29 protein-coding genes are annotated in these 26,824 nt (G+C 71.3%); 15 read left to right on the top strand and 14 right to left on the bottom strand.

Features of this window, described 5'->3' with window-relative positions:
* The first annotated feature begins 131 nt into the window (after nt 1-131).
* The 6 genes from ACWGIH_RS05135 to ACWGIH_RS05110 are packed head-to-tail and all read left to right on the top strand — an operon-like array spanning nt 132 to nt 7,584.
* Nucleotides 132-1,742 carry an ABC transporter substrate-binding protein gene (locus ACWGIH_RS05135; protein WP_453449578.1) on the top strand — a complete coding sequence of 537 codons (1,611 nt, stop codon included), beginning with the start codon at nt 132-134 and terminating at the stop codon, nt 1,740-1,742.
* Between the two features lie 56 nt (nt 1,743-1,798).
* The gene (locus ACWGIH_RS05130; RefSeq protein ID WP_453449579.1) at nt 1,799-2,752 is read left to right on the top strand and encodes an ABC transporter permease; all 954 of its coding nucleotides are present in this window, start codon (nt 1,799-1,801) and stop codon (nt 2,750-2,752) included.
* The gene (locus ACWGIH_RS05125) at nt 2,749-3,639 is read left to right on the top strand and encodes an ABC transporter permease (protein WP_453449580.1); all 891 of its coding nucleotides are present in this window, start codon (nt 2,749-2,751) and stop codon (nt 3,637-3,639) included. Before ACWGIH_RS05130 ends, ACWGIH_RS05125 begins: the two co-directional genes overlap by 4 nt.
* Entirely contained in the window at nt 3,636-4,661 is a 1,026-nt protein-coding gene (locus ACWGIH_RS05120) for an ABC transporter ATP-binding protein (protein WP_453449581.1), read from the top strand. Before ACWGIH_RS05125 ends, ACWGIH_RS05120 begins: the two co-directional genes overlap by 4 nt.
* Nucleotides 4,658-5,716: an ABC transporter ATP-binding protein gene (locus ACWGIH_RS05115; protein ID WP_453449582.1), complete on the top strand. Its 1,059-nt coding sequence runs from the start codon at nt 4,658-4,660 to the stop codon at nt 5,714-5,716. Before ACWGIH_RS05120 ends, ACWGIH_RS05115 begins: the two co-directional genes overlap by 4 nt.
* Before the next feature lie 11 nt (nt 5,717-5,727).
* Nucleotides 5,728-7,584, top strand: coding sequence for a gamma-glutamyltransferase family protein (locus ACWGIH_RS05110; RefSeq protein ID WP_453449583.1), 1,857 nt, complete (start codon nt 5,728-5,730; stop codon nt 7,582-7,584).
* A gap of 78 nt (nt 7,585-7,662) precedes the next feature.
* Here the strand turns inward: ACWGIH_RS05110 and ACWGIH_RS05105 are convergent, their stop codons facing one another.
* The 4 genes from ACWGIH_RS05105 to ACWGIH_RS05090 all read right to left on the bottom strand — a co-directional run bounded on the left by ACWGIH_RS05105 (nt 7,663) and on the right by ACWGIH_RS05090 (nt 11,366).
* Entirely contained in the window at nt 7,663-7,845 is a 183-nt protein-coding gene (locus ACWGIH_RS05105; RefSeq protein ID WP_249591801.1) for a DUF1272 domain-containing protein, read from the bottom strand.
* A 130-nt stretch (nt 7,846-7,975) separates the two neighbouring features.
* Nucleotides 7,976-9,226: a cation:proton antiporter gene (locus ACWGIH_RS05100; protein ID WP_453449584.1), complete on the bottom strand. Its 1,251-nt coding sequence runs from the start codon at nt 9,224-9,226 to the stop codon at nt 7,976-7,978.
* Nucleotides 9,227-9,230: 4 nt separating this feature from the next.
* Nucleotides 9,231-9,716 carry a cation:proton antiporter regulatory subunit gene (locus ACWGIH_RS05095; protein WP_453449585.1) on the bottom strand — a complete coding sequence of 162 codons (486 nt, stop codon included), beginning with the start codon at nt 9,714-9,716 and terminating at the stop codon, nt 9,231-9,233.
* Between the two features lie 108 nt (nt 9,717-9,824).
* Entirely contained in the window at nt 9,825-11,366 is a 1,542-nt protein-coding gene (locus ACWGIH_RS05090) for an ATP-dependent DNA ligase (protein ID WP_453449586.1), read from the bottom strand.
* A 213-nt stretch (nt 11,367-11,579) separates the two neighbouring features.
* Between ACWGIH_RS05090 and ACWGIH_RS05085 the strand changes: the two genes are divergently transcribed.
* Both ACWGIH_RS05085 and ACWGIH_RS05080 read left to right on the top strand, forming a co-directional pair.
* Nucleotides 11,580-11,993 (top strand): SsgA family sporulation/cell division regulator, encoded by a 414-nt coding sequence (locus ACWGIH_RS05085; RefSeq protein WP_453449587.1) that lies wholly within the window; start codon nt 11,580-11,582, stop codon nt 11,991-11,993.
* Nucleotides 11,994-12,087: 94 nt separating this feature from the next.
* Nucleotides 12,088-12,822, top strand: coding sequence for a siderophore-interacting protein (locus ACWGIH_RS05080; protein WP_453449588.1), 735 nt, complete (start codon nt 12,088-12,090; stop codon nt 12,820-12,822).
* On the opposite strand, the gene ACWGIH_RS05075 is transcribed toward ACWGIH_RS05080, so the two are convergent.
* Together ACWGIH_RS05075 and ACWGIH_RS05070 are read right to left on the bottom strand one after the other, a co-directional pair.
* On the bottom strand, nt 12,798-13,985 hold the full coding sequence (locus ACWGIH_RS05075) for a D-alanyl-D-alanine carboxypeptidase family protein (RefSeq protein ID WP_453449589.1): 1,188 nt from the start codon (nt 13,983-13,985) through the stop codon (nt 12,798-12,800). The genes ACWGIH_RS05080 and ACWGIH_RS05075 overlap by 25 nt on opposite strands.
* Before the next feature lie 206 nt (nt 13,986-14,191).
* Nucleotides 14,192-14,842 carry a TetR/AcrR family transcriptional regulator gene (locus tag ACWGIH_RS05070; protein ID WP_453449590.1) on the bottom strand — a complete coding sequence of 217 codons (651 nt, stop codon included), beginning with the start codon at nt 14,840-14,842 and terminating at the stop codon, nt 14,192-14,194.
* A gap of 202 nt (nt 14,843-15,044) precedes the next feature.
* On the opposite strand from ACWGIH_RS05070, the gene ACWGIH_RS05065 reads away from it, so the two are divergent.
* Nucleotides 15,045-15,686, top strand: a complete 642-nt coding sequence (locus ACWGIH_RS05065; protein ID WP_453449591.1) for an SRPBCC family protein — start codon at nt 15,045-15,047, stop codon at nt 15,684-15,686.
* Between the two features lie 64 nt (nt 15,687-15,750).
* Here ACWGIH_RS05065 and ACWGIH_RS05060 read toward each other — a convergent pair whose 3' ends face one another.
* From ACWGIH_RS05060 to ACWGIH_RS05045, 4 genes are all read right to left on the bottom strand, one after another.
* A complete protein-coding gene (locus tag ACWGIH_RS05060) occupies nt 15,751-16,242 on the bottom strand; it encodes a glutathione peroxidase (protein WP_453443183.1) in 492 nt (163 codons plus the stop codon).
* A 74-nt stretch (nt 16,243-16,316) separates the two neighbouring features.
* Nucleotides 16,317-16,523, bottom strand: coding sequence for a hypothetical protein (locus ACWGIH_RS05055; protein WP_453443181.1), 207 nt, complete (start codon nt 16,521-16,523; stop codon nt 16,317-16,319).
* Nucleotides 16,524-16,527: 4 nt separating this feature from the next.
* Complete coding sequence (locus ACWGIH_RS05050; protein WP_453443179.1) at nt 16,528-16,731, bottom strand: hypothetical protein; 204 nt, start codon at nt 16,729-16,731, stop codon at nt 16,528-16,530.
* A 12-nt stretch (nt 16,732-16,743) separates the two neighbouring features.
* Nucleotides 16,744-17,532 carry an ABC transporter permease gene (locus ACWGIH_RS05045; RefSeq protein ID WP_453443177.1) on the bottom strand — a complete coding sequence of 263 codons (789 nt, stop codon included), beginning with the start codon at nt 17,530-17,532 and terminating at the stop codon, nt 16,744-16,746.
* A gap of 166 nt (nt 17,533-17,698) precedes the next feature.
* Here ACWGIH_RS05045 and ACWGIH_RS05040 point away from each other — a divergent pair, with 166 nt between their 5' ends.
* From ACWGIH_RS05040 to ACWGIH_RS05030, 3 genes are all read left to right on the top strand, one after another.
* A complete protein-coding gene (locus ACWGIH_RS05040) occupies nt 17,699-18,784 on the top strand; it encodes an S-(hydroxymethyl)mycothiol dehydrogenase (RefSeq protein ID WP_453443176.1) in 1,086 nt (361 codons plus the stop codon).
* Nucleotides 18,784-19,413 carry an MBL fold metallo-hydrolase gene (locus ACWGIH_RS05035; protein ID WP_453443174.1) on the top strand — a complete coding sequence of 210 codons (630 nt, stop codon included), beginning with the start codon at nt 18,784-18,786 and terminating at the stop codon, nt 19,411-19,413. Before ACWGIH_RS05040 ends, ACWGIH_RS05035 begins: the two co-directional genes overlap by 1 nt.
* Nucleotides 19,414-19,596: 183 nt before the next feature.
* Nucleotides 19,597-20,316, top strand: coding sequence for a DUF2470 domain-containing protein (locus tag ACWGIH_RS05030; RefSeq protein WP_453443172.1), 720 nt, complete (start codon nt 19,597-19,599; stop codon nt 20,314-20,316).
* Here the strand turns inward: ACWGIH_RS05030 and ACWGIH_RS05025 are convergent.
* Nucleotides 20,287-20,577, bottom strand: a complete 291-nt coding sequence (locus ACWGIH_RS05025; protein ID WP_453443171.1) for a DUF1232 domain-containing protein — start codon at nt 20,575-20,577, stop codon at nt 20,287-20,289. The two genes, ACWGIH_RS05030 and ACWGIH_RS05025, sit on opposite strands and share 30 nt — an antisense overlap.
* A 201-nt stretch (nt 20,578-20,778) precedes the next feature.
* Between ACWGIH_RS05025 and ACWGIH_RS05020 the strand changes: the two genes are divergently transcribed.
* The gene (locus tag ACWGIH_RS05020; RefSeq protein ID WP_453443169.1) at nt 20,779-21,978 is read left to right on the top strand and encodes an amidohydrolase family protein; all 1,200 of its coding nucleotides are present in this window, start codon (nt 20,779-20,781) and stop codon (nt 21,976-21,978) included.
* Between the two features lie 79 nt (nt 21,979-22,057).
* Nucleotides 22,058-22,582, top strand: a complete 525-nt coding sequence (locus tag ACWGIH_RS05015; protein ID WP_453443220.1) for an isochorismatase family protein — start codon at nt 22,058-22,060, stop codon at nt 22,580-22,582.
* Between the two features lie 19 nt (nt 22,583-22,601).
* Here the strand turns inward: ACWGIH_RS05015 and ACWGIH_RS05010 are convergent, their stop codons facing one another.
* From ACWGIH_RS05010 to ACWGIH_RS05000, 3 genes are all read right to left on the bottom strand, one after another.
* Nucleotides 22,602-23,390, bottom strand: a complete 789-nt coding sequence (locus tag ACWGIH_RS05010) for an SDR family NAD(P)-dependent oxidoreductase (RefSeq protein ID WP_453443168.1) — start codon at nt 23,388-23,390, stop codon at nt 22,602-22,604.
* Nucleotides 23,391-23,407: 17 nt separating this feature from the next.
* Nucleotides 23,408-24,082, bottom strand: a complete 675-nt coding sequence (locus tag ACWGIH_RS05005; RefSeq protein ID WP_453443167.1) for a TetR/AcrR family transcriptional regulator — start codon at nt 24,080-24,082, stop codon at nt 23,408-23,410.
* A 107-nt stretch (nt 24,083-24,189) separates the two neighbouring features.
* Nucleotides 24,190-25,383 carry a lactonase family protein gene (locus ACWGIH_RS05000; protein ID WP_453443166.1) on the bottom strand — a complete coding sequence of 398 codons (1,194 nt, stop codon included), beginning with the start codon at nt 25,381-25,383 and terminating at the stop codon, nt 24,190-24,192.
* A gap of 892 nt (nt 25,384-26,275) precedes the next feature.
* Here ACWGIH_RS05000 and ACWGIH_RS04995 point away from each other — a divergent pair.
* Entirely contained in the window at nt 26,276-26,662 is a 387-nt protein-coding gene (locus tag ACWGIH_RS04995; RefSeq protein ID WP_453443165.1) for an STAS domain-containing protein, read from the top strand.
* Nucleotides 26,663-26,824 lie beyond the last annotated feature (162 nt).

Below are 26,824 nucleotides of genomic sequence, written 5' to 3'. Positions count from 1 at the left end.
TCAATCTTCATCAAATACGGTCCGGCATCCGGACGGACCTCTTGTGTGCGGACTGTATGCGAAATACGTTCTGCCGTATTCCTTGATCGTCCACGATCAGCCCGGAACCACCCTGGCGGAGGTACCTACCCGTGCGCCGAAAAACGGTTGCCCTCGCGGCAGTTGCCCTGGTGATGTCCCTGACGGCGGGCTGCGGCTCCCTGCAGTCCTCGGCCACCGAGGTCGGTGGTGAGCGCAAGACCGACGACCGTCCCGTGCGGGACGGCGGCACCCTCACCGTCGCCCTCAACGCCGACCCGGACAAGCTCGACCCGACCCTGGCGCAGACCCTCGTGGGCCGCACCGTCTTCGCCGGGATGTGCGAGAAGCTCTACGACATCGACGAGCACGGGACCGTGATCCCACAGCTGGCCAGGGCCCTGCCCAAGACGTCGAAGGACGGCCGCACCGTCACCTTCGGCCTGCGCAAGGGCCTGCGGTTCAGCGACGGAACCAAGCTGGACGCGGACGCCGCGGTCACCTCGCTGCTGCGCCACCGCGACCTCGCGGGCTCCGCGCGCGCCACTGAACTCGCCCCGCTCGCCGGGGCGGAGGCGACCGGACCGTACACCGTGAAGCTCACGCTCAAGCAGGCCTACGTCCCCCTCACGGCCGTCCTCGCGGACCGCTCGGGCATGGTCATGTCGCCCGCCGCGCTCAAGAAGTACGGCAAGAACTTCACCAACCACCCTTCCTGCGTCGGCCCGTTCAAGTACGAGGAGCGTGTCGGCGGCGACCGCATCGTGCTCACCAAGGACCCGAACTACTACGCTGCCGACCAGGTCCACCTCGACAAGGTGATCTACAAGCCGATACCCGACGGGAACGTACGCCTGGCCAACCTGCGCTCCGGCGACATCCAGGTCGGCGACCAGATGACGCCCGTCGACGTACGCAGCGCGCTGACCGAGCCCGATCTCCAGCTCTTCAACTCGCCCTCGCTCGGCTATCAGGGCATTGGCTTCAACGTCGGGAACGTCAAGGGTCTGGGCGAGAAGCCGGGTCCCATCGACACACCTCTCGCGCGTGAACCCCGGGTCCGCGAGGCCTTCGAGCTCGCCATCGACCGTGACCTCATCAACAAGGTCGTCTTCCAGGGCATGTACGAGCCCGCCTGCGGGCCCGTCTCGCCCGAATCCGCCATCGCCCCGGGGGTGAAGGCGACGGCCTGCCCCAAGCGGGACGTCGCCAAGGCCAAGCGGCTCCTTGAGGAAGCGGGGGTGAAGACACCGGTGCGCATCGAGCTGAAGGTGTCCACGACGCCCGAATCCAGCCGCCTCGGGCAGGTCGTGCAGGCCATGACCAAGGAGGCGGGGTTCGCGGTCACACTGCGCCCCACCGAGTACGCCACGATGCTCGAAGAGACCGACTCCGGGCACTACGACGCCTTCACCAGCGGCTGGTCGGGGCGGCTCGACCCGGACGGCAACATCGCCAGCTTCCTCCAGACGCGCGGCGCGATGAACGCCTACGGGCTCTCGGACCCGGACATCGACCGGCTGGTCGAGCGCGGCCGCGCCGAGGCGGACCCGGACGAACGCACCAAGATCTACGCGGAGTTGACCCGGCGCGCCCAGGAGCGACGCGGACTCGTCTACCTCTACCGCCAGAAGAACTACATCGTCGCCGGCAAGGACGTCGCGGGCGTGCGCGTCTACGGAGACGGCCTGGTCCGCGTCTCGACTGCGGGGTACACCCGATGAGCCTGAGTCCCCCTCGTCCGAAGGCCGCCCGCCCGGGCGCTCCGCGCCTGAGCCCCATGACGTCCTATCTGCTCACCCGCGTCCGCCAGTCCCTCATCACGCTCGTCCTGGTCAGCATGGTCGTCTTCGCCGGGATCCGCGCCCTGCCCGGCGACCCGGCACTCGCGCTCGCCGGTGAGGAGCGCAGCCCCGAGGCGCTCGCCGCCATCCGCGAGAGCTACGGCCTGAACGACAACATCGTCGTCCAGTACGGGCGGTTCATCGGCCATGCGATCACCGGCGACCTGGGAACCTCCTCACGCACCGGCCTCCCCGTCTCCGACGCGATCGCAGCGGCCCTGCCCATCACCCTGGAACTGGCCGCGCTCTCCCTGCTGCTGGCGGTCACGGTCGGCATCGGCGCGGGCATCGTCGCCGCCGTGCGACGCGGCAAGCCGGAGGAGTGGCTCGCCAACGCGCTCGCCCTGCTCGGGCTGTCCGTCCCCACCTTCTGGCTGGGCATGGTCCTGGTCCTCGGCTTCGCCATCGCCGTGCCGGTCTTCTCGGCCTCCGGATACGTGCCCTTCGCCGCCGACCCGCTGGACAACCTGCGCCGCATGGTGCTGCCCGCGATCGTCCTCGGCTCGGGGCTCGCGGCCGTCGTGATGCGCCAGACACGGGCGGCGATGCTCGACTCGCTCTCCGCCGACTACGTCCGCACCGCCCGGGCCAAGGGTCTGTCACGGCGCGAGGTCATCGGCGGGCACGCACTGCGCAACTCGCTGGTCACCGTCGTGACCGTGCTCGGCCTCCAGCTCGGCCACCTCATCTCGGGAGCGGTCGTCACCGAGCAGATCTTCGTCCTGCCCGGCTTCGGGAAACTCACCATCGACGCCGTCTTCACGCGCGACTACGCGACCCTGCAAGGCGTGGTGCTGTGCACCTCCGCCGCCTACATCCTCATCAACCTGCTGGTCGACGTGGCGTATTCGGTCATCGACCCGCGCATCCGGCTCGGAGGTGCCCGGTGACGACAGCGGTGCTCACACGACTGACGCGGACTCGTTCCGCCGGAGCGGGCGGCGGCAGCGGCAAGCTGCGCGCCCTGCGCAGGAACCGGCTCGCCATGACCGGCGGCGTCATCGCCGCCGTGTTCGTCCTCGCGGCGCTCTTCGCACCACTGGTCGCGCCGTACGACCCCGCGCGCCCCGATTTCGCCAATGCCCTTGCCGCGCCCGGCTGGTCGCACTGGCTCGGCACCGACGATCTCGGCCGCGACCAGCTCTCCCGTGTCGTGTACGGGGCGCGGGCCTCCATGCAGGTGGGCGTGGTCGCGGTGGCGCTCGCGTTCGTCGTCGGGGTGCCGCTCGGCCTGCTCGCGGGCTACTACGGCAAGTTCACCGACAGCGTGGTCTCGCGGCTCACCGACACGATGCTGGCCTTCCCCTTCCTGGTGCTCGCCGTCGGGCTTGCCGCCGTGCTCGGCCCCTCGCTCACCAACGCGACCATCGCGATCGGGATCTCGCAGATCCCGGCCGTCATCCGCATCACCCGCGCGGAGACCTTGCGGCTGCGGCACGTCGACTACGTGGCCGCCGCCGTGGCCAACGGAGGTGGTGATGCCACCGTCCTCTTCCGGCACATCCTGCCCAACGCCACCTCCGCGCTGACCGTCCAGGCGACCGTCGGCATCCCCGCCGCGATCATCGGGGAGGCGCTGCTCAGCTTCCTCGGCCTGGGAGTTCAGCCACCGGAGGCGTCGCTCGGCGTGATGCTCTCCGGCGCCCAGTCCTTCCTCGCGCCCGCGCCGTGGATGGCGGTCTTCCCCGGCCTCGCGGTCGTCGCGGCCACCCTGGCGTTCAACTTGCTCGGCGACGGCCTGCGGGACGTCCTGGACCCCCGAGGAGCCACCCGATGACCGAGCCGGTACTGAGCGTGCGCGACCTGTCGGTCTCCTTCCGCTCCGACACCCGCACCGTGCACGCCGTCGACCATCTTTCCTACGACGTCGCGCCGGGCGAAGTGCTCGCCGTGGTCGGTGAGTCGGGATGCGGCAAGTCCGTCACGGCGATGGCCGTGATGGGGCTCCTGCCGCCCACCGCGCACATCGAGGGGTCCATCAGACTCGGTGGCGCAGAGATCGCCGGAGCGAGCGAGAAGGAACTCGGACGGGTCCGTGGCAAGGACATCGCGATGATCTTCCAGGAGCCGATGACCTCGCTCAATCCGGTCCTGACCGTCGGCCGGCAGATCGGCGAGGTGCTCCGCCGCCACCAGGGTTTGTCGAAGAAGGCGGCACGCGCGCGTGCCGTCGATCTCCTCGGCCTGGTGGGCATCCCCGCGCCCGCCCAGCGTGTCGACGAGTATCCGCACCAGCTCAGCGGCGGCATGCGGCAACGCGTCATGATCGCCGTCGCGGTCGCCTGCGACCCGTCCGTCCTGATCGCGGACGAGCCGACCACCGCGCTCGACGTCACCGTCCAGGCGGGCATCCTCGAAGTCCTGCAGTCCCTGCGGGAACGGCTCGGCACCGCGATCGTGCTGATCACCCACGACCTGGGCGTGGTGGCCGACACAGCCGACCGTGTCCTGGTCATGTACGCGGGCCGCCCCGTCGAACAGGCCCCGGTGCACGAACTGTTCGCCGAGCCGCGCCACCCGTACACCCGTGGTCTCCTCGGCGCGGTGCTGCGCCCGGGCGGCGAGGGCAAGCGGCGTCTTCCCGAGATCCCCGGCCTCGTGCCGAGCCTCGACGCACAGCCGGACGCCTGCACGTTCGCCCCGCGCTGCGCACACGCCGACGACCGGTGTACGACAGGCAGGCCCGGCTTCAAGGCGGTCTCACGGAACGCCGGTGCCGACGCCACGCACCGGGCGTCCTGCTGGCACCCGCAGGACGCCGCCGTTCTCACGCCCACCATCCAGGAGGCCGGACAGTGATCCCCACGCAGACGCGCGACGACGAGACGGCGCCGGTGCTCGAACTGGTCGATCTGGAGCGGCACTTCGCCTCGCCCGGCGGCTTCGTGCGCGCCGCCGACGGTGTCACGCTCACCGTGGGCAAGGGCGAAGTCGTGGGGCTCGTCGGCGAGTCGGGGAGCGGGAAGTCGACCGTGGGGCGCTGTGCCGTACGGCTCGACGAACCCACCGGCGGCACGGTCCGCATCAACGGCACGGATGTGACCCGCCTCTCCCGCCGCGCCCTGCGGCCCCTCCGGAAGGACTTCCACCTCGTCTTCCAGGACCCCTCCTCCTCGCTCGACCCGCGCATGACCGTCGGCCAGATCATCACCGAACCCCTGCGCCTGCACTCCATCGCCAAGGGGGACGCGGCACGCGAGCGCGTGGCCGAGCTCCTCGGCCAGGTCGGCCTGCGCCCCGAGCACGCCGACCGGCACCCGCACGAACTCTCCGGCGGGCAGCGCCAGCGCATCTCCATCGCCCGCGCGCTCTCCGTCGACCCGGACCTCCTGGTGGCCGACGAACCCACATCGGCCCTCGACGTCTCCGTGCAGGCCTCGGTCCTCAACCTCCTCGCCGACCTGCAGCGCGACCGCGGCTTCGGATGCCTGTTCATCACGCACGACCTGGCCGCCGTCGAGTTCCTCGCCGACCGCATCGCGGTCATGTACCTCGGACAGATCGTCGAACAGGCGCCGACCGCCGAGCTGTTCGCCGACCCCAAGCACCCCTACACGCAGGCGCTCCTGTCCGCCGCGCCCGTGCCCGACCCGGCGCTCCAGCGCACCCGCGAGCGCATCGTCCTCAGCGGTGAGCTGCCGAGCCCGCTCGCCCCTCCGCCAGGGTGCCGCTTCCACACGCGCTGCCCGCTGGCCGTCGACCGGTGCCGTGCCGAGGTGCCCGAGCTGCGCCTCCTTCCCGGGGAGGACGGGCGCGAGGTTTCCTGCCATCTGGTCGCCGACGACGGCACGGCTCCGGACGCGGCAGCCGCCCCGACCCTCCGTACGATCCCCAGTACCCGCACCGCACGCTAGGAGCAGCCCACTTGTTCACCACTAGGCCGACCCTCCAAGGCACCTTCGGCATGGTGTCCTCCACCCACTGGCTCGCCTCGCAGTCCGCGATGGCCGTCCTGGAGGACGGCGGCAACGCCTTCGACGCGGCGGTCGCCGCCGGTTTCGTCCTGCACGTCGTCGAGCCGCACCTCAACGGCCCGGCGGGCGAGGTGCCGATCATCCTGGCCCCCGCCGACGGGGACGTGCGGGTCCTGTGCGGGCAGGGCGTCGCGCCCGCCGGAGCCAGCGTGGACCACTACCGCTCCCTCGGCCTCGAACTGGTGCCGGGCACAGGGCCGCTCGCGGCCGCAGTGCCGGGTGCCTTCGACGCGTGGATGGTGCTCCTGCGCGACCACGGGACCAAGTCCCTGGCCGACGTCCTCACGTACGCCATCGGGTACGCCGAGGACGGCCACGCCCCCGTGGAGCGCGTCGGCGAGACCGTCGAGACGGTGCGCGAACTCTTCGAGACCGAATGGCCGTCGTCGGCCGAGATCTACCTGCCCGGCGGCCGGTCCCCGCAGCCCGGCGAGCTCCTGCGCAACCTCGCGCTCGCCGCGACCTGGCGCCGCGTGATCGAGGAGGCGGGCACCGGCTCGCGCGTCGAGCAGATCGAGGCCGCGCGCAAGATCTGGAGCGAGGGGTTCATCGCCGAGGCGCTGATACGCCAGGCGGGCCGCCCCACGAGGGACACCAGCGGATCCCGGCACACCGGAACGCTGACGGCGGCGGACCTCGCCGGATGGGAGGCGACCTACGAGGCCCCGGCGACGTACGACTGGAACGGCTGGACGCTGTGCAAGGCGGACGGCTGGAGCCAGGGCCCGGCCTTCCTCCAGCAGCTCGCCGTGCTCCCCTCGGCGCTCGCGGACCTGCCCGCCTACGGCTCGGCCGACTACGTGCACCTGCTGATCGAGGGCTGCAAGCTCGCCATGGCCGACCGCGAGGCCTGGTACGGCGACGCGGACGGCGCCGGCACGGTGCCGGTCGCCGACCTGCTGTCCGAGGCGTACAACGAGGAGCGGCGCACGCTCATCGGCGAGAAGGCGTCGCACGACCTGCGTCCCGGGAGCCCCGGCGGGCGCACCCCGAAGGTCTCCGCCCACGCGAGCGCCGTGGCCGCGGGTGAGCCCGGCTTCGACGCGCTCGGCCTGCCCGGAGCGGGCGCCGGTGAGCCGACGGTCGCCAAGAGCGGCACCTCACCGGTGCCCGGCGAACCGGCCGTCTCGGCGGACGGCGCCACCCGCGGCGACACCTGCCACCTGGACATCGTCGACCGCTGGGGCAACATGGTCGCGGCCACGCCGAGCGGCGGCTGGCTGCAGTCCAACCCGGTGGTTCCGGAGCTGGGCTTCCCGCTCGGCACCCGCCTCCAGATGGCCTGGCTGGAGGAGGGCCTGCCCAACTCCCTGACGCCCGGCCGGCGCCCGCGCACCACCCTGACTCCGTCCCTCGCGCTCAAGGACGGCATACCGGTGATGGCGTTCGGCACGCCTGGCGGAGACCAGCAGGACCAGTGGCAGCTCCACTTCTTCCTGGCCGTGGCGCTGCGTGGCTCCGTGCGGGGAGGCCTCGACCTGCAGGGCGCGATCGACGCCCCGAACTGGCACAACGACAGCTTCCCCGGCTCCTTCTACCCGCGCGGCATGCGTCCGGGCAGCGTCACGGTCGAGTCCCGCATGGACGAGGCGGTCATCGAGGAGCTGCGGCGGCGCGGGCACGACGTGACGGTGGGCGAGCCCTGGTCGGAGGGGCGGCTGTGCGCGGTGGCGCGCGACCCGCGGACCGGGGTCCTCTCGGCGGCGGCCAACCCGCGCGGGATGCAGGGGTACGCCGTGGGGCGGTGAGACGCCCGACGCGAAAGGCTCCGGCCGAGCCCGGCCGGAGCCTCTTCCGGGGCGCGTGCCCTCAGCCCCGCGGTGGCCTCAGGCCGATGCGCGTGTGGGGCGGCGCACCAGCTCGCCGCCACAGTTCGGGCAGACATGCTGCATGCCGACGGCGCACGGCTCGCAGAACGTGCACTCGTACGAACAGATACGCGCCGGCGCGTCGAGCGGCAGGGCCGCCTTCTCGCAGCGCTCGCAACGGTCCCGCATCTCCAACGCCATCGTTCCTCCTGGACCGGACTCTTCGGAGCTTCATCTTCGACGGCGGTTGCGGCTTTGGAAGCAGGGTGGACGGCCAATGCTCGACATGATCGGGCCATGGCCGCGCCTCGGCGCCCACCCTGCGCCGCAATCAGGAACGGCCGCCCGTGCCCTGCCCGTCGAGCGAGTCCTCCGTGGCCGGGACCGGCTCCCGCTGAGGCGGCAGCGACACCGTGGCCGTGGCTTTGCGGCTGCGGGAGAGCCGTGCGGCCACCGGCTGCGCGAAGCGTGCGGTCAGCGGGCCGACGATCACCAGGATCAGGACGTACGCCGTGGCCAGCGGGCCCAGTGACGGCTCGATGCCCGCGGTGACGGCCAGACCCGCGATGACGATGGAGAACTCGCCGCGCGCCACAAGGGCGCCGCCGGCCCGCCACCGCCCCTTGACGGAGATCTTGGCGCGGCGTGCCGCCCAGTACCCCGTGGCGATCTTCGTGCACGCCGTCACGACGGCGAGCAGGAGCGCGGGAAGCAGCACCGGCGGGATGCTCGCCGGGTCGGTGTGCAGGCCGAAGAAGACGAAGAAGACGGCGGCGAACAGGTCCCGCAGCGGCGCGAGGAGACTGTGCGCGCCCTCGGCGACCTCGCCGGACAGCGCGATGCCGACCAGGAAGGCGCCCACGGCGGCGGAGACCTGGAGCTGCTGCGCGATCCCGGCGACCAGGATCGTCAGACCGAGGACGACCAGGAGCAGCTTCTCGGGGTCGTCGCTCGACACGAAGCGCGAGATGACGCGGCCGTAGCGCACGGCGAGGAACAGCACCAGACCGGCCGCCCCGAGCGCGATGCCCAGGGTGAGACTGCCCGCGGCCCAGCCGACACCGGCCAACAGGGCGGTGATGATGGGCAGATAGACCGCCATCGCCAGGTCTTCGAGAACCAGGATGCTGAGGATGACGGGAGTCTCGCGGTTGCCGAGCCGGCCCAGGTCGTTCAGGACCTTCGCGATGACGCCGGACGAGGAGATCCAGGTGACGCCCGCGAGCACGACGGCGGCCACCGGACCCCAGCCCATCAGCAGCGCGGCGATCGCGCCCGGCACGGCGTTGAGCCCCATGTCGACGAGCCCGGCCGGGTACTGGGTCTTGAGATTGCTGACCAGGTCGCTCGCGGTGTACTCGAGCCCCAGCATGAGCAGCAGCAGGATGACGCCGATCTCGGCGCCGATCGCCACGAACTCCTCACTGGCGCCCAGCGGAAGCAGCCCGCCCTCGCCGAACGCGAGCCCGGCAAGCAGGTAGAGGGGGATGGGGGAGAAGCGGAACCGGCCGGCGAATCTGCCGAGCAGCCCGAGCGCGAGAATGATCGCGCCGAATTCGATCAGGAAGACAGCGGAGTGCATCGAATCACTCCCGCCCGAGTATCGCGGCGGCGGTCTCCACACCCTCGCGGGTGCCGATCACGATGAGGGTGTCCCCGCCCGCGAGGCGGAAGTCGGGCGCGGGCGACGGAATCGCCTCGGCCCTGCGAAGGACCGCCACGATGGAGGCGCCGGTCTCGGTGCGCATCTGGGTCTCGCCGAGCACGCGTCCGTTCCAGTGCGAGGAGCCGGCCACCTCGATGCGCTCGGCGACCAGACCGAGATCGGTGGTGTGCAGGAGATTGGGGCTGTGGTGCGAGGGCATCAGCGCGTCGATCAGCGCGTCCGCCTCGCCCGAGCTCAGGCGCAGCGAGAGCGCGCACTCGTCGGGGTCGTCGGCACGGTAGGCGCTGAGGGTGCGCGCCCCGTCCCGGTGCGCGACGACCGAGATCTGGCGGTGTTCCCGGGTGGTCAGGTCGTACCGGATGCCGATGCCTGGGAGTGGCGTCTGGCTGAGACGTGAAGCGGACACAGCTCTTCCCCTGGTTGCTGATTGGCTGATGGGCGTCAATACGGCGTTAAGGTCACCCTATAGGCCCGTTCTTTGCCAGAACTTGGTGGTAGAGGTCCTTCTCCAGGTCTAGCGCTGATGTTCCGCAAGCACGGTCTCGACGGAATCGGCTTCCGCGGGCGACTTGTCCTCGCGGTAGCGGACGACGCGGGCGAAGCGGAGCGTGACGCCGGCCGGATAGCGGGTGGACTTCTGCAGCCCGTCGTAGGCGATCTCGACGACGAGCTCCGGACGTACGGTCACGACGAAGCCGTCGTCGCCGACCGCGAGCTCACGCAGCCGCTCGGTCTGCCAGGCGAGCATCGCGTCGGTCATGCCCTTGAAGGTCTTCCCGAGCATGGCGAACGTCCCGTCGTCGCGCCGGGCACCCAGATGCAGGTTGGACAGCTTGCCGGTCCGCCGCCCGTGCCCCCACTCGGCGGCGAGCACGACGAGGTCCAGGGTGTGCACGGGCTTGACCTTCAGCCAGCTCGCACCGCGGCGCCCGGCGATGTACGGGGCGTCGAGCGCCTTGAGCACGACGCCTTCATGGCCGCGGCGCAGCGTGTCGGCGAAGAACTTCTCCGCGGCGCCGATCTCCGCCTCGTCGGCGGGGTCCGCGACGACGGCGCGACGCACCCGCATCGGCTCGGGGACGAGCCGTGCCAGATGGGTGTGCCGCTCGGCGAACGGCAGGTCGAGCAGATCCTGTCCTGCCGCGTACAGGACGTCGAAGAAGACGGGGGACACGGGCAGCCCCGCGGCGGCGGTGGTGACGTCGAGGCGGGACCCGACCCGTCCGGCGATCTCCTGGAAGGGCCGGGGTCTGCCGTCACCGTCGAGCGCGATGACCTCGCCGTCGAGAATGAAGGGGTCGCCCGTCAACCCCAGCGCGGCAGCGGTGAGTTCGGGCAACCGGTCGGTGATGTCGTCGAGGGTGCGGGTGTAGACGCGTACGTCGTCCCCGTCCCGGTGGACCTGGACGCGGATTCCGTCCAGCTTCTCCTCGACGGCACATGGCCCGCCCAGCTTGGCGACGCCTTCGGTGACGGAGACGGCGCCGTGCGCGAGCATCGGCAGCACGGGCCGCCCCACGCTGAGCCGGAACTCGTCCACCGCGCCGGGCCCCCTCGCGAGGAGGGCCTCGGCGACGGGAGTCACCGCCCCGGCCAGCATCACCGCGCGGCGCACGGCGGCGGGCGGGGCCTCGGTGGCGCGGGCGAGCCCCTCCACGGCGATGGCGTCCAGCGCGCCCTGCCGCACCTCACCGGTCAGCAGCCCGACGAGGAACCGCTGCTCCTCCGCGGTGGCCGCGCCCATCAACTCCGCCACCAGCCGCTTGCGCTCGGCCTGGGAGCCCTGCCCGGAGACGGCGCCGATGGCGGTCAGGGCTCGGTCCGTGGCCTGCACGGTGAGGCTGGGTTCGACGGCCGCCGCGGGCGCGTCCTTCAGGAGGCTCCACCCGATGCCCAGCCTCCCCTGCGGAAGGCGCCCCGCGAGATACGGGATGACGATGGGGGCGTCGGCGGGCGTGGCCGAACGGAAGAGATCGGCGAGGAGCGCGATCTTCTGGGACCGGGCGGGTGTGGTGGCCACGGTGGCGGATACGTGTGCGAGTCGGGCTAGGAGCATGCGTTCTCCTTTCCCCGGTCGCGGCCCTTCCCGAAACGCGGTGCAACCAGCTTGTCCGGCGCGCGAGGCCGAACGCGTCGGCCCAGGCGGGAGTGGCGCAGGTCACACATCTCGGCACGCGTGGCGCGTAATGAATCACCTCTTCCCGGACTCGAACAGACACGGAAGAAAGCAGCGCGAGCAGCGGCAGCTGCGCAGAACAGGAGTCCGATCATGGCCGTCACCCTCGAGCAGCCCGCCCGCGCCCGACTGGTCACCCGCGAAGGCCGCGAGCGCCCGCTGCCCGTGACCCTGCGCTATGTGGCTGCCGACCCGCTGGCCGTACAGATCGTCTTCCCTCCGGAGGCATCCCTCGACGGCGCGGAAGTCACGTGGATCTTCGCCCGGCAGCTCCTGGGGGAAGGGCTTCGTGCGCCCGTCGGTGGCGGTGACGTGCACATCTGGCCGTGCGGGCGGGCGCGCACGGTCCTTGAGTTCCACGCGCCGCAAGGGCTGGCCCTGGTGCAGTTCGACAGGGCCGTGCTGCGGCGGTTCCTGCTCCGTACGTACGCCGTCGTGGGGGCGGCGCGGGAAACCGAGGGGCTCGGCCTCGACCAGGATCTCGCCCGGTTGCTCGGCGGGGTCTGAGCGGAGGCGACCCCGTGGTCATTCTTAGGTTAGGCTCACCTAACTGGATCACATGGGGTGAGCGGCTCGCGGTCGCTCAGGGGAGGGGAATCCGATGGGACATGGCTGGGAGGGCGTGGTCCTCAAGCTGTTCCGCGGCAAGGACTTCGAGTTCACCGTGACCGGCGCCGAGGACGTCACCGAGCACTACCGGCGGCTGTACCTCACGGACGGCGGCATGCTCGCGCTGACCGGGGTGCATCCCACCATGTGGGTGCGCCTGTGGTTCGACGGAGTGGACGGCGGGCATCACCAGCGCGCGTACACGTTGGTGGACCCCGACCCCGGGGCGGGGACGTTCGCCCTGGAGTTCGCCCTGCACGACGGCCGGGCGAGCGACTGGGCACGCAAGGCGGGCCCGGGGGACAAGATCGAGGCCACCCTGCAGGGCACCGGCTTCGACCTGCCCGATCCGTCGCCCTCCCGGCTCCTGGTCATCGGGGATGCGGCAGCCGTCCCGGCCGTCAACTCACTCCTGACCGCCATGCCCCAGGTGCCGGCGACCCTCTGGATGGAGACGCAACACCCCTCCGACCACGAACTCGACCTGCGCCTCGACCCCGCCCTGCACGACCTGCGCCGGATCGAGCGGCGCGACGCGGGCGGTCATCTGGTCGACGAGGTCAAGGCGGCGCTGCCCGCGCTGATCGAGGACCCCGCCGACGTCTACGTGTGGATCACCTGCGACACGTCGACGACCCGGGCCCTCGCCTCGTACGTCCGCAAGGAGCTCTCCGTCCCCAGGAACCGCGTGCACGCCCTCGGCTACTGGCGCCCCGAGAAGCGGTAGGCGCGAGCCGCTCGCCGCCGCCGGAACAGCGCCGTCGCGCCCACCACCACAGCGGCCGAACCCGCGGCGAAGAAGACCATCGTGGTCCACGCCGGGCCGCCCGAGCCGATCGCGTGGGCGGCCGGCTCGGCATCGGGTGCGGGCCCCTGCGCCGTGCCCCGCCTCTCGCTCTCGGAGACCAGCGAACCCACCGGCCGCACATGCCCCGCCGCCTTGAACCCCCAGTCGAGAAGCGCCCTGGTCTCCTCGTACACGCGGTACCCGCCGCTCGCCTGGGGGTTCATCACCGACACGACGAGGGTCCGGCTGCCGCGCTGCGCCGCGCTGATGAGGGTGTTGCCCGCATGGCTGGTGTAGCCGTTCTTGATGCCGAGCAGGCCGGGGTAGCGGGACACGCCGTCAGCCCCGGTGAGCAGCCGGTTGGTGTTCTGGATGGGGTAGGACCAGTTGCCGTGCGGGAACTTGGCGATCGACGTCGAGCAGTACTGGGCGAACTGCGGGTCCGCGAGCCCCGCCCGGCCGAAGATCGCCAGGTCGTACGCCGAGGACACCTGGCCTGCCGCGTCGTATCCGTCGGGTGAGACCACATGGGTGTCGTGGGCGCCCAACGCGCGGGCTTTAGCGCGCATCTGACGGACGGTCTGCTGCCAGCCGCCGTTGAGTTTGGCCAGCACGTGCACGGCGTCGTTGCCGGAGCTGAGGAACACGCCACGCCACAGGTCGGCGACGGTGTAACTGCGCCCCGCCTCGACCCCCACCAGGCTGCTGCCGTCCCCGACCTCGGCGAGCTCGCTCTGGGTGACCCGGTGCCGGGCGACGGCATCGAGGTGGGGCAGGGCCGTCAGGGCGAAGAGTGACTTCAGGGTGGATGCGGGCGGCAGTTGACGGTGCGCGTTGTGGGCGGCGAGCACTTCGCCCGAACGGGCGTCGGCCACCACCCAGGAGAGCGCGGAGACGTCGCTCGGCACGGCCGGGGCCCCGGCGTCGGGCCGCACCTGGACGCCGGGCCGGTCGAGGAGGTTCGAGGAGTACACGGGGCCCGGCTTGGGCGGCGTGGGCTCTTCGCCGACCGCCACGGCGGGTGTGGGCAGGAGGACCAGAGCGGCTGCCGCGAGGGCCGAGGTGCGGACGGATGAGGAGCGCGGGCGGTACCTGATGACCATTCAGTCACCGTACGAGCGCGGCCCGAAGCGCGCAGGTCAGCTTGGTCCTACTGGATGTACGGGGTGGCCGGGGGCACGGGGAACGGACGCAGGGCCGTGGGGTCCTGGGCGCGCGGCGGTGTCGTACGAAGAAGCCTGAGTGCCACGGGAGTTGCGCGGCCGGTCAGGGCCTGGCCAAGGGTGACCGGGCGCGGGCCCCGGCTGCCTCATGGCCTGGCGACCAGGTCGTCCAGTTCGGCCGCGAAGAGCTCGGCCGGGTCGAAGCCCATGCCGCTGAAGTGGCCCGAGAGTTCCAGGGACAGGACTCCGTGCATCCGGGTCCAGAAGGACACGGCCCGATGGAGGGCGGCGGGCGGCGCGGGGTGGCCCTGGGCCCAGTCCCGGTGGTCCCGCAGATAGGTGCCGAACGGTGTCGCGGGGGTGTCCGGCAGGAGTTCCGCACAGGCGTCGAGCAGGGTCGCCATGATCTCGGACGAGATGGCGGTGATGTCCTCGGGCGCGTGATAGCCGGGGACCGGGGTGCCGTAGATGAGGAAGTACCGCTGGGGGTGCGCCAGGGCCCAGCCGCGCAGGACATGCGCGAGGCCGGCCAGGTCGGCGCCTTCGGCGGAGGCCGCGTGCACGGCGTCGGCGAGGCTTCGGTAGGCGTCCCGGATCAGTTCGGTGATCAGCTCGTCGCGGCCGGCGAAGTAGCGGTAGAGCGCGGGGCCGCTCATGCCCATCTGCTTGGCGATCGCGTTGAGGGAGAGCGCGGACGCTCCGGCCGTGGCGATCTGCTCCCACGCGCGTTCCTTGACCTCGGCGCGCACCTGGGTGCGATAGCGCTCGCGTGGAGTGCTGGTCTCGCTCTTCGCCATGGCCCTTCCTTTTCTTCCGCGTCGATCCGGGCGGTCCGGGCTGCGTCCCACATCGAGCACCCGCACCACACGGCTACAGGATCAAGATTTCGTTAGAGGTTATCACTCGACCCGTTGACGGCCTGTTCTCCGTTGCGTTATATCTTCTAACGAACGCATGAGCCTCTAGTGCCCCTAGTTCCCGCCTCAGCAGGAGAACGCCATGACCGGATCCCGTAGCTTCGCCGTCCACGCCGCACTGTTCGCCGCCCCGCTCGCCGTCGCCGGTGTCCTCGGCACGGCGGCCGCACCCGCCGGAGCCACCCCTCAGCCCGGCCATGGCAACTCCCTCACCTGCCGTGGCGAGGGCGTCGACCCCGACGCGCTCGTCCGGCACCGGACCGAGACCGTGATCCACGCGCCGCTGAGCACCATCTGGAAGCTGCAGACCGACGTGGAGCGCTGGCCGTCGTGGCAGACGCCCGTCACGTCGGTGGACCGTCTCGACCACGGCCCCTTGCGCAAGGGCTCGGCATTCCGGTGGACGACTCCGATACCGCCCAACCCGGCGACCCCCGCCACCAGCCTGGACATCACCTCGACCGTGGAGCAGCTCAAGCGCGGTGCGTGCATCCGGTGGACGGGCCCCGCGATCGGTGAGGGGCTGCGTATCGAGGGCGTCCACGTGTGGACCTTCACCAAGGCCAAGGGCGGCGTCCTCGTCCGTACCGAGGAGACCCACGCCGGAGAGCAGGTCGAGGCGAACGTCCCCGCCGCGACCGAGATCCTCGGCCAGGGCCTCGAAGCGTGGCTGGGCGCCCTGAAGACCACGGCGGAAGCGCGCGCCGACCACCACGACCACTGAACGACGAAGGCGCGGCACACCGGCGACCGCCGGTGTGCCGCGCCCTTTCGGTGCGCGTGTGACGTTACTTCGGCAGGTGCGCCTCGATCGCGGCGACGACCGCAGGGGCGTCCGGCTCGGTCTGCGGGGCGAACCGGGCCACCACCTCGCCGCCCGCGGAAATGAGGAACTTCTCGAAGTTCCAGCGGATGTCGCCGGTGTGTCCCTCGGCGTCCGCCGTGTCCACGAGACGCTGGTACAGCACGTGCCGGTCGTCGCCGTTCACGTCGACCTTCTCGGTCATCGGGAACGTCACGCCGTACGTCGCCGAGCAGAACTCGGCGATCTCCTCGGACGTACCGGGCTCCTGGCCCATGAACTGGTTGCAGGGCACGCCGAGCACCGTGAAGCCACGCTCGGCGTACTTCTCCTGCAGGCGCTCCAGACCCGCGTACTGCGGGGTGAGCCCACACTTGGAGGCGACATTGACGATCAGGACGGCCTTGCCCACGTACTGGCCCAGGTTCGCCGGGCCGCCCTGCAAGCTTTCGATCTCTACCGCGTCATAGACAGACATGGTCCGGAGCCTACGCCTCAGCCGGCGCGCACCCGCGGGGGGCGGGGCAGACCGGAGCGGGGCCTGCGGGCCCGCTACGGGCGCGGCTCCGTTCGCTCCGACAGCTCGGCGCGCCACTGGCGCGGCCATTCCCCCGAGGGCGGGGGAGCTCCGCCGATGCCGAGGTCACCGCGCGCGCTCTCGTAGAACCGATCGCGCGCGGCGCTGGCTATCTGATGTGCTCGGGCCCAGTCGGTCGGCGCGCTGACGCCCTCCCGTACGAGAAGTTCTATGGTCCACACGGCCTCATGCCACTTCCGCGCCGCCGATCCGGAGCTGCACCTTGAGGGCGTTTCCGTAGCGGATGTACGTCTCGAACCGCTTCTCGTCCCACCGTTCCAGCTTCTGGATCTTCCACTTGCGCCGCTCGGTCAGGCTCTGGGCCGCGTAGGACCCCACCGAGCCCACCACGACACCGATCAGTGCGGGCAGTTGGTCAGCAAGCGACATGGTCCCCCCTCGTCACTCCGAGATTATCGCCGTCCGGTTCAGCTGCCCCCGGGCGATCAGTTCGACGGTCGTGGCCACCGCGAGCGTCTGTACCGCCATGAGGGCGATCAGGACGAACAGCTGCACCGCCCCCGCGAGGACCGGTGACGCGCCGCCCAGGAGCATGCCGACGAAGGCTCCGGGCAGGGTCACGAGGCCTACCGTGCGGGTCTGGTCGAGGCCGGGGAGCAGGGCGTCCGACGCGGTGGGGCGGATCACCTCAAGGCGGGCGTCCCGCTCGAGCATGCCGAGGGCCAGGCCCGCCTCGAACTCGCCGTTGCGGGTGTGGAGTTCATCCAGGCAGCGGCGCCCGCCGAGCACCGTCGCGGTCAGCGCGCCGCCGATCAGGATGCCCGTCACGGGGATCATGGCGATGCCCTTCACCGGCAGCAGGCCGGCCAGGGTCAGTGCTGCCACCACCGGGACGACCGGGACCGCGATCGGCAGCGCCGCCCACCACCAGGTGCCGTTGGAGGTGACGCGGCGCCCCGCCGTGCGCGCGGCGACGGCGAACATCAGGAGCAGGAAGGCGAAGAGCGCCACGACATGGTGGATCACCCAGCCGATGACCAGGGACACCACGCCGAGCTGCACGGCCGCCCGCACCCCGGCCACCAGGATTTCCCGCGCCCTGCCGTACGTGCCGTCGGGGGAGAGGCGGAACGCGGCGGCGGCCGTGGCGGCGACGAGCAGCAGGACGAGGAGCACCACGCCGAGCGTCGCGTTGACCGGTAGCAGGGCCTGAGCGGCGAGATCACGCACCCGCCCACCCTAGGACCCTTCTGGCGGAGCGCCGCGCCGGTGATCGGAACTCGTGCGACCGGGGTCGTCGCGAACGGGCCCGGTCTGTGAGGATGCGTGAAGAACATGTGCTGCCGGACGAGCAAGTGAGCCGGAAGAAAGACCGGAAGAAAGAAGGGCTGACCTCATGGCGCAGCAGGTACAGGGCGTGATCGCGCGCGCGAAGGGCGAGCCGGTACGGATCGAGACGATCGTCGTGCCGGACCCGGGGCCCGGGGAAGCCGTGGTACGGGTGCAGGCCTGCGGGGTCTGTCACACCGACCTGCACTACCGCGAGGGCGGCATCAACGACGACTTCCCCTTCCTTCTCGGCCACGAGGCGGCGGGCGTCGTGGAGTCGGTCGGCGACGGCGTCACCGAGGTCGCGCCCGGTGACTTCGTGATCCTCAACTGGCGTGCGGTGTGCGGCCAGTGCCGCGCGTGCCTGCGGGGCCGCCCCCAGTACTGCTTCGACACGCACAACGCCCAGCAGAAGATGACCCTCCTGGACGGCACCGAGCTCTCACCCGCGCTCGGCATCGGCGCCTTCGCGGAGAAGACCCTCGTCGCCGCGGGGCAGTGCACCAAGGTCGACCCGGCCGCCTCGCCCGCCGCGGCCGGACTCCTCGGCTGCGGGGTCATGGCCGGTATCGGCGCCGCCATCAACACCGGCAACGTGGGCCGCGGCGACTCGGTCGCCGTCATCGGCTGCGGCGGCGTAGGCAACGCGGCGGTCGTGGGGGCGCGGCTCGCCGGAGCCGCGAAGATCATCGCCGTCGACATCGACGACAAGAAGCTGGAGACCGCGAAGAGCCTCGGCGCCACGCACACCGTCAACTCCCGTTCGGCGGACCCGATCGAGGCGGTCCGCGAGCTGACCGACGGCAACGGCGCCGATGTCGTCATCGAGGCGGTCGGCCGCCCGGAGACGTATGAACAGGCCTTCTACGCCCGCGACTTGGCGGGCACGGTCGTCCTGGTGGGCGTGCCGACTCCGGACATGCGCATCGACCTGCCGCTCCTCGACGTCTTCGGGCGCGGCGGCGCGCTCAAGTCGAGCTGGTACGGCGACTGCCTGCCCTCACGCGACTTCCCGATGCTCATCGACCTCTACCGGCAGGGCCGCCTGGACCTGGACGCGTTCGTCACGGAGACGATCGCCCTGGCCGACGTGGAGAAGGCGTTCGAGCGAATGCATCATGGGAACGTCCTGCGTTCGGTGGTGGTGCTCTGATGGCCGCGCGCATCGATCACCTGGTCACCTCGGGCACGTTCTCCCTCGACGGAGGCACCTGGGACGTCGACAACAACGTATGGATCGTGGGGGACGACAGCGAGGTCGTCGTCATCGACGCGGCGCACGACGCGGACGCCATCGCGGCGGCGGTCGGCGAGCGCCGGGTCGTCGCGATCGTGTGCACGCACGCCCACGACGACCACATCGACGCGGCCCCGGCGCTCGCCGACCGCACCGGCGCGCCGATCCTGCTGCACCCCGCCGACGCGGAGCTGTGGAAGCAGACCCACCCCGACCGGGTCCCCGACGGCGAGCTGGCCGACGGGCAGGAACTCGCGGTGGCGGGCGTGGCGTTGAAGGTCCTGCACACCCCGGGCCACTGCCTGGGCGCCGTCAGTCTCCACGTGCCCGCCCTTGCCACGGTCTTCACCGGCGACACGCTCTTCGCGGGCGGTCCCGGGGCCACGGGCCGGTCGTTCAGCGACTTCCCGACGATCGTCGACTCGATCAGGGACCGCCTCCTCACGCTGCCCCCGGAGACGGTGGTGCGGACCGGGCACGGCGACAGCACGACCGTCGGCGCCGAGGCGCCCCACCTGGAGGAGTGGATCGCCCGCGGTCACTGACCGCATGACCTGACCGCATGACCTGACCGCATGACGTGAGCGTCAACTGACGTACGCGACCGGCGCTCTGTCCGGCGCATCCGATCGGCCCCGCGTGGTTCGCCGCGCGGGGCCTTTCGCGTACTGGCCCTGCCCCGCGATCTCCGATAAGTTAGGCAAGGCTTACCTAATGGAGGTTGAAGGATGGGTGTCCGTCACGCCAGCACGACCGTGCCCACTGCAGCGGCACGCGCTCGCTCACTGCTCACCACCGCCTGGTCCTGCGCGGTGACCACGGAGATCGGCAGGGATGAACTCGTCGGCGCGCACAGCGTCACGCCGGAGGGCATCCTGCTGCTGTCACCGCCCCCGGACAGTGCGCTGGCCACCGCGATGATCTGCGCGCCGCGCGGCGAACCGTCCACGCTGGTCGAGTTCGCCGACGTCGCCCCCGTACCGGTCAGGGACCGGATCCGGGCCCGGCTGTGGCTCTCGGGGTCACTGGTACCCGACGGGGAGGGATTCATCTTCGCGCCGACCTGTGCCGTCCTGCACGACTCGGCAGGCGGCCGCGTCGGCATCGACCTCGACGAACTCGCCCTGGCCGCCCCCGACCCGCTGGCCGAGGCGGAGGCACGGCTGCTCACCCACCTCGCCGACGCGCACGAGGACGCCGTCGAGCAACTGACCAGGCTCGTGTGCGCGGACAGCCTGCACGGCGTCGTACGCGTCCGCCCGCTCGCCATCGACCGCTACGCCCTGACACTGCGCCTGGAGAAGGCGCGCAGCCAGGCGGACGTCCGGCTGGACTTCGACGAGCCCGTCGAAGACCTTGCCCAGGTGACCGAACGCATGCACGTCCTGCTCACCAAAGCCCGCCACCTGCGCAGGCCCCTACTGCGCCCCACGACCCCCGACGCCTGAATTCGCCGACCGCATGGACCGCAGGGCGAGCACGAGCACACCGATGTCATCGAGAAACACCGGGTCGGGGAGCAGATCGGCCGGCAGGACGAGATAGGCGACCGCCCCCCAGAACACCCACTGGCGTTCGACCGGCAGCCCCGCCGCGCGCAGGGTGCGCCGTGTGCGGACCAGACGTACGAGCAGCGCGATCGCGACCGCGAGAGTCGCGGCCACCAGGATCGCGCCGCCGACAAGGAGGACCGTGACTTCCGTGCTCATCAGACCCTGACCTCCGTCCTGACACATCCTGCGACGTCCTGTGCGGGCACTCGGCCCAGGCTATGGGTACCCGCGGGACGCCGCGCGAACATCCCGTCGGGCTTTCGCGTGACGGACTTCCTGCCCTCCCGTGACGGAGCATGGAGACTGGCTTCACAGCATCACCGCCAGCTCCTCGAACTCCTTCCCGGAAAGGCAGAGATGAGCCAGATGAGCCAGACGCTGCTCACGGCAGGGCGGGTTCTGACAGGGCCGCGTGGCCGGCACGTCACAGACGGCGCCGTACTGACGGAGGGCACCGACATCGTCGCCGCGGGCGCCCGGGCCGAGATCGAGCCCCTGGCACGCGGCGTGTCGCGGCGGTACGCACTGCCCGAGGCCACGGTGCTGCCCGGCCTCATCGACGCCCACGTCCACCTGGTCTTCGACGCGAGCAAGGACCCCGTGGCGGTCCTGGACGCGCACAGCGACACCACCCTCATGGCGGCGATGGAGGAGCGTGCGCTGCAGTTCCTGCGCAGCGGCGTCACCACCGTGCGCGATCTGGGGGACCGCGGGCGCCTCACCCTGCGCCTGCGCGAGGAGATCGCCGCGTCCCGGGTGCCAGGCCCTCGCATCGTCGCCGCCACGACGCCGCTCACCACCAAAGGCGGCCACTGCTGGTTCCTCGGTGGTGAAGTCGAGGGCGAGAGGGAGATGCGGGCCCTGGTCCGGCGCAACGCCGAGCTCGGCGCGGACGTCATCAAGGTCATGGCCACCGGCGGCGGCCTCACCCAAGGCGGCCCCGCCACCTGGCAGGCGCAGTTCGACGCCCCCGAACTGCGGGTGATCGTCCGTGAGGCGCACCGGGCGGGACTGCCGGTCGCCGCCCATGGGCACGGCACCGCGGGGATCGTGGCCGCCGTGATGGCGGGCGTCGACACCATCGAGCACTGCACATGGATGACGGGCAAGGGTTTCGACCTGCGCGAGGACGTCCTGGACGCCATCGTCGCCAAGGGCATCCGGATCTGCCCCACGATCAGCCCGAACTGGCGGATGCTGCCCATGTTCTTCGGCGCCGAGCGGGCCAAGGCGATGTTCGACCAGGTCCGCACGATGGCCGAGCACGGCGCGCGGCTCATCGCGGGGACGGACGCCGGAGTCCAGCGCGCGGGCTGTGACGGCCTGGCCCAGAGCCTCGGCTTCTACCAGCACTTGGGGATCGAACCCCACCGCGTCATCGACATGGCGACCACCGAGGCCGCCGACGCCCTGGGCATCGCCGACCACGTCGGACGCCTGGCCGCGGGCCACCGCGCCGACCTGATCGCGGTGCACGGCGATCCGCTCAAGGACGTGGAGGCACTGGGCGACGTACGGCTGATCATGGCGAACGGCAAGATGGTGAGCCATGAGTGAGCAATCGGCACATCCCACGCAGCAAGGCTCCCCGCGGCCACACCCCACGAAGGACGTTCAGGCGCTGATCGTCGTCGACATGCAGTCCGCCTTCGTCGCCGGCGACGGCGCCGTGCCCGACGCGCCTCGCGTCCTCGACCGGACGACCGACCTGATCACGCGGGCCCGCGCCGCGGGCGCCCTCGTCGTCCAGCTCCAGAACGACGGAGAGCCGGGAAGCGTCGACGAACCCGGCGCCCCCGGCTGGCAGATACACCTCCCGGCGGACGCCGACCGGGGCGAGAGGATCCTGCGCAAGACCGTCGACGACGGCTTCGAGGAAACCGGACTCGCCGACCTGCTCTCCGAAGCGGGCGTGCACGATCTCGCCCTCTGCGGGGTGCAGTCCGAGATGTGCGTGATGGCGACCGCGCGTACGGCCCTGGAGCTGGACTTCCGTGTCGTCCTGCCGCACGACGCGCACGCGACGTACGACATTCCGGCCGCCGAGGGCATCAGCGACCTGGTCCCGGCGGCGATGGTGTCCCGGGTCGCCGAATGGGCCCTCGGCGACGAGGTCGAGATCGTCGCGAGGGCCCGGGACGTCGGTTTCACCAAGCCGTAGGCCAGGTGACGGCCGGGGATCAGCGGGCGGTGTACGCGCCGTCCACCAGGTGGTAGCTGCCGTGGATGAACGAGGCCCGCTCCGAGAGCAGGAACACGATCAGCTCGGCGACCTCCTCGGAATGACCGAGGCGGCCCGCCGGGTGCAGAGAGACGAGGGCGTCGTACGCCTCCTTGTCCATGCTCTGCAGGAGCGGAGTCTCGATGAAGCCGGGGCCGACCGCGTTCACGCGGATGCCCTTCGCGGCGTACTCGGCGGCGGCGGTCTTGGTGAGGCCGACGACGCCGTGCTTGGCGGCGACGTACGCGGGGGAGCCCGCGAAGCCGACGGAGCCGAGGATCGAGGCCACGTTCACGATGGCGCCCGCGCCCGCGGCCTCCAGGACCGGGAGTTCGTAGCGCATCGAGTAGAAGACGCCGTCGAGATTGGTGCGTATGACGCGGTTGTAGACGTCGATGTCGTACGCGCCCGTGGGCTTGCTCTCCCCGCCGATGCCCGCGTTGTTGACCGCGAGGTCGAGCCCGCCGAACGTGTCCACGGTGAACCGCACGGCGGCCTCGACCGAAGCGGGCTCGGTGACGTCCACGGCCACCGCGGCGGCCTTGACGCCCTCCGCGAGAAGCTGGGCCGCGGCCTTCTCGGCGCCTTCGGCGTTGAAGTCGGCGATGACGACGGTCGCGCCGCCCGCGCCCAGGCGACGGGCGGTGGCCAGACCGATGCCGGAGGCGGCGCCGGTGACCAGGGCGGTCTTGCCGGCGAACTCGGTGGCGTAGTCAGGGGCGCCGGTGGCGGCAGTGGTGGTGCTCATGGTGCTCTTCGCTTTCCTCATCCGATGTGGGGGGCGGCGAGTGCTGCCTCCCCGGTCAGGACGGCGTAGGCCTGCTCCACATGTGCGGCGAGGTCTGCGTCGTTGTCGTGCCCGCCGCGGGCCCAGCTGCGCAGGGCGGCGGTGAGTACTCCGGCGGCGGCACCGACGACGACGGCGGGACGCTGGTCCCGGGCGGGGTCGGTGCCGAGCCGGTCGGCGATGATCCGGACGGACTCGTCCTGGGCGTCGACCCGGACGCGTTCGTACGCGGCGAACAACGCGGGCTCCGTGTCGACGAGCGCGAGCAGCGCCCGCCTCCGGGCCCGGCGGTGCGGGCCGGGGGATTCCGGGTCGGCGAGCCAGTCCTGCACGGCCGCGCGATAGGCGGCCAGCGGGGGCTCGTCGGCGGGGCGGGTGCGCAGGGCCGCGTTGATGCGGTCGCCGTCGGCGCGGGTGAAGTCGAGCGCCGCCGCCTCCTTGCCGCCGAAATGGCGGCTGAAGGTGCGGCGCGTGACATCGGCGCGCTCGGCGACGGCCTCCACGGTGACGGCCGCGAGGCCGTGCTCCAGGATCAGGTCGATGGCCGCGTCGGCGAGCGCCTCCCGGGTCTGCCGGGCCTTGCGCTGCCTGCGGTCCTCGATGCCCGGGTCCGTGGCCGGGGCTCCTGAACCGGACTCCTTCGCCTTGTTCATGCCTTCGACTGTACACCTGAGATGTCCCAGTGGGACACCTGTCCCGACGGGACTCTATAAGGTCCGCGTGGGGCGTGGTCGACGGCCGGTGCGCGCGTGCGCGCGTCCTAGAGCGGCAGCGCGCACACGGCGAGCGGGGCGGCGAACGGCTCCCCGGTCAGGCGCAGCCGGCCGCCCTTTCCCACCTGGAAGACGCTCACCGAGCTCGACTTCTGGTTGGCCGCGAAGAGCAGACGCCCGGACGGCGAGAAGGCGATGTGCCGGGGGAAGTCCCCGCCGACGGGGACCGTGTCGAGCAGCCGCAGCCGAGCGCCGCCCGCTTCGATCGCGTAACGCGTGAGGCTGTTGTGCCCGCGGTTGGCGAGGAAGGCGAAGGTGCCCTCGCGTGTGACGAGCAATTGCGCCGGGTAGCTGGTGCCTTCGCCGGTACCGGTGGACTGCGCGGCGCCGGGCGTGAGCCGTCCGCTCGCGGGGTCGTACGCGCAGACCACCACCGTGTTGTCGACCTCGTTCGCCAGATAGGCGAAGCGCCCGGAGGGGTGGAAGGTGAGATGACGCGGACCGGCGCCCGGCCGCAGGACGGCGTACGAGACCCGGGTCAGCTTCCCCTTCTTCGTGTCGAGGCGGTAGCTGTAGACGGCGTCGTTGCCCAGGTCGACGGCGAGGACATGCCCGCCGTCCGGACTCGTCACGATCTGGTGGGCGTGCGGGCCCTCCTGCCCCGGGCCGGGAGGCGGGCTGGAGTGGGTGACCACGTCACTCAACTCTCCCAGAGCGCCCGATGGTTGGACCGGGTGGACGGCCACGCTCCCGGAGAGGTAGTTCGCGCTGAGCAGCCAGCGACCGCTCGGGTGTACCGACAGATGGCAGGGCCCGGCGCCACCCGTGCTTCGCGCTCCCAGGACCTCGGGGCCCGCGGAGGAGAGCGCGATCGCGCTCACGCTGCCCTGCTCCCGCTCATTGACGGCGTAGAGGGTTCTGCCCGAGGGGTGGAGGCAGAGGTAGGAGGGGTCGGGTACGCCCGTCAGTGTGCCGGTGGCCGTGATCTCGCCCGTTGTCTCGTCGTACGTCGCAAGCCCGAGGCCCTCGCCCCCGTCGGGCCGGCTGGTGTAGGTGCCGAGGAACAGTGGCCGGTCGCGGCGCGGCGCTCGTACCGCCTGCAGGGAGGACGCGGAAGCGGACGCGGGCGTGGCGACGACAGCGGCGGCAGCGGTGGCGGCGACGGCACCGATGAACCCGCGCCGCCCCCAGCGGTCCGCATCGGGCCGGCCGTCGGACCCGGTGTTCATCCCTGCCGCCATGTCCGCTCCTCATGTGTCGGTGACGCGTGCGATGTGTCGGTGGTGACGCGTGTGGCAGACAGAGTGATGCCCGGAATCCCCACGAGCAAGAGGTGCAACTCGGGGTGCGTTCCGTGCGACGCGGGCAGCGGGTCAATCGACTCCGGGCCGCGCCCGAGTGGACGTGCGTGCCTCTCGGGCCGCGCTCGAAGAGGTTTTACCCGACTGGTTCACGCCGTTCTTCCTTGCCTGACCTGATCCTCGGCCCGGTCTCCGTCAACGCCCTGACGCGCCCGGCGCGGCGCTCGCTCACCAGGCCTGAACGGGGCTCCTGGTGTCCGACTTCCGAGACACCGTCAGCAACGTCCGCCAGCTCACCGCCATCCGGCCCCGGCCCCGGCGCGGCGGTCTGCGCGGCGGACATCCCGCCGCGCCGCAACCGCTGCTCCGGCCTCGCGCTGACGGAAAACCCCTGGTGGTCCGGACTGGTCACCGCCGGATCGATGGCGCCGGAGTGCTTGCCCGCACCACCCGCACCGTCGCGGCCGCCCTCTGCGTCAGCACCCGCGGCGTGGGGCCGGTCGCCGACCCCCGAGACGGCGTGGAACGCACCCTCCCTGTCGGCGGGGTCGTGGCGCCGAGCGTCAGCGGCCCTTTGAGTGGCGCACGATCGTTGTCGAGAACGCCACGTAGAACACGGAGAGTAATCGCGGCGAATCGGCCGCGAATATGCGCCGCGAGGTGGCCGGGGATGCCCCACGGAGGTATGAACTGGCCCTGAGCGGGCAAGATGTAGGTGCCATTCGCGGTGCCGCCCCAGACCCCGGCGGCGTCGGGCGCCGGCCTCAGGGCCGCGCCGCTCGCGTTGTCGTTACTCTTCGTATGCGGGGTGTAGGAAGTTGGGGGGTGGACCATGGGCACGCCCGACCCGGGCTTTGGGCTGCATCACCGTGTGGTCGACGGATCGATCGTTCTGACGTTCCGAGGCGAACTGGACGCCTGGGCGGATCTGGAACTCGCGCCGCGCATAGCGGAGTTATTGGACCGGCCGGGTGCTGACGTGGTGGTGGACCTGAGGCAGGTCACGTTTCTGGACGCCGGCGGCCTGCGGCTGCTGGTGCGCATCAAAGGCCGAGCCGTCGCGAAGCGGCGCACCCTGCGGCTGGTCCGCAGCAGTCCACGCGTCTGGCGGGTGCTGCGCATCACCCGCCTCGACCGCAGCTTCACCGTCCTGGACAGCATGCCCGCCGCCCTCGACACGCCGGACGACGAAGAGGGAAACCTGAACAGGCCCGCCTAGGAGCACCCGCCTAGAAGCGCCCGCATGAGCGGGCACGTTGCGCGTGACGTCTCCGCGTCCGATTGCCGCCTGCTGCCTGAGGACTGGCGCCTGCCGCCCGACGACTGCCGGGACGCGATGGCCGGTTCTGGCTCGCCGGGACGGGAGTTGACCACTGAGAGC

It is taken from the genome of Streptomyces sp. NPDC054872, from assembly GCF_053610705.1.
This window is presented reverse-complemented; position numbering and strand designations above follow the sequence as displayed.

Bases quoted from the DNA above. Each gene is read 5' to 3' on its own strand.
- ACWGIH_RS05090 (WP_453449586.1), bottom strand. From the start codon at position 11,366: ATGCTCCTAGCCCGACTCGCACACGTATCCGCCACCGTGGCCACCACA.
- ACWGIH_RS05065 (WP_453449591.1), top strand. From the start codon at position 15,045: ATGACCGGATCCCGTAGCTTCGCCGTCCACGCCGCACTGTTCGCCGCC.
- ACWGIH_RS05020 (WP_453443169.1), top strand. From the start codon at position 20,779: ATGAGCCAGATGAGCCAGACGCTGCTCACGGCAGGGCGGGTTCTGACA.
- ACWGIH_RS05015 (WP_453443220.1), top strand. From the start codon at position 22,058: ATGCAGTCCGCCTTCGTCGCCGGCGACGGCGCCGTGCCCGACGCGCCT.
- ACWGIH_RS05005 (WP_453443167.1), bottom strand. From the start codon at position 24,082: ATGAACAAGGCGAAGGAGTCCGGTTCAGGAGCCCCGGCCACGGACCCG.
- ACWGIH_RS05120 (WP_453449581.1), top strand. From the start codon at position 3,636: ATGACCGAGCCGGTACTGAGCGTGCGCGACCTGTCGGTCTCCTTCCGC.
- ACWGIH_RS05000 (WP_453443166.1), bottom strand. From the start codon at position 25,383: ATGGCGGCAGGGATGAACACCGGGTCCGACGGCCGGCCCGATGCGGAC.
- ACWGIH_RS05075 (WP_453449589.1), bottom strand. From the start codon at position 13,985: ATGGTCATCAGGTACCGCCCGCGCTCCTCATCCGTCCGCACCTCGGCC.
- ACWGIH_RS05105 (WP_249591801.1), bottom strand. From the start codon at position 7,845: ATGGCGTTGGAGATGCGGGACCGTTGCGAGCGCTGCGAGAAGGCGGCC.
- ACWGIH_RS05035 (WP_453443174.1), top strand. From the start codon at position 18,784: ATGGCCGCGCGCATCGATCACCTGGTCACCTCGGGCACGTTCTCCCTC.
- ACWGIH_RS05130 (WP_453449579.1), top strand. From the start codon at position 1,799: ATGACGTCCTATCTGCTCACCCGCGTCCGCCAGTCCCTCATCACGCTC.
- ACWGIH_RS05100 (WP_453449584.1), bottom strand. From the start codon at position 9,226: ATGCACTCCGCTGTCTTCCTGATCGAATTCGGCGCGATCATTCTCGCG.
- ACWGIH_RS04995 (WP_453443165.1), top strand. From the start codon at position 26,276: ATGGGCACGCCCGACCCGGGCTTTGGGCTGCATCACCGTGTGGTCGAC.
- ACWGIH_RS05085 (WP_453449587.1), top strand. From the start codon at position 11,580: ATGGCCGTCACCCTCGAGCAGCCCGCCCGCGCCCGACTGGTCACCCGC.
- ACWGIH_RS05010 (WP_453443168.1), bottom strand. From the start codon at position 23,390: ATGAGCACCACCACTGCCGCCACCGGCGCCCCTGACTACGCCACCGAG.
- ACWGIH_RS05030 (WP_453443172.1), top strand. From the start codon at position 19,597: ATGGGTGTCCGTCACGCCAGCACGACCGTGCCCACTGCAGCGGCACGC.
- ACWGIH_RS05080 (WP_453449588.1), top strand. From the start codon at position 12,088: ATGGGACATGGCTGGGAGGGCGTGGTCCTCAAGCTGTTCCGCGGCAAG.
- ACWGIH_RS05070 (WP_453449590.1), bottom strand. From the start codon at position 14,842: ATGGCGAAGAGCGAGACCAGCACTCCACGCGAGCGCTATCGCACCCAG.
- ACWGIH_RS05060 (WP_453443183.1), bottom strand. From the start codon at position 16,242: ATGTCTGTCTATGACGCGGTAGAGATCGAAAGCTTGCAGGGCGGCCCG.
- ACWGIH_RS05050 (WP_453443179.1), bottom strand. From the start codon at position 16,731: ATGTCGCTTGCTGACCAACTGCCCGCACTGATCGGTGTCGTGGTGGGC.
- ACWGIH_RS05040 (WP_453443176.1), top strand. From the start codon at position 17,699: ATGGCGCAGCAGGTACAGGGCGTGATCGCGCGCGCGAAGGGCGAGCCG.
- ACWGIH_RS05025 (WP_453443171.1), bottom strand. From the start codon at position 20,577: ATGAGCACGGAAGTCACGGTCCTCCTTGTCGGCGGCGCGATCCTGGTG.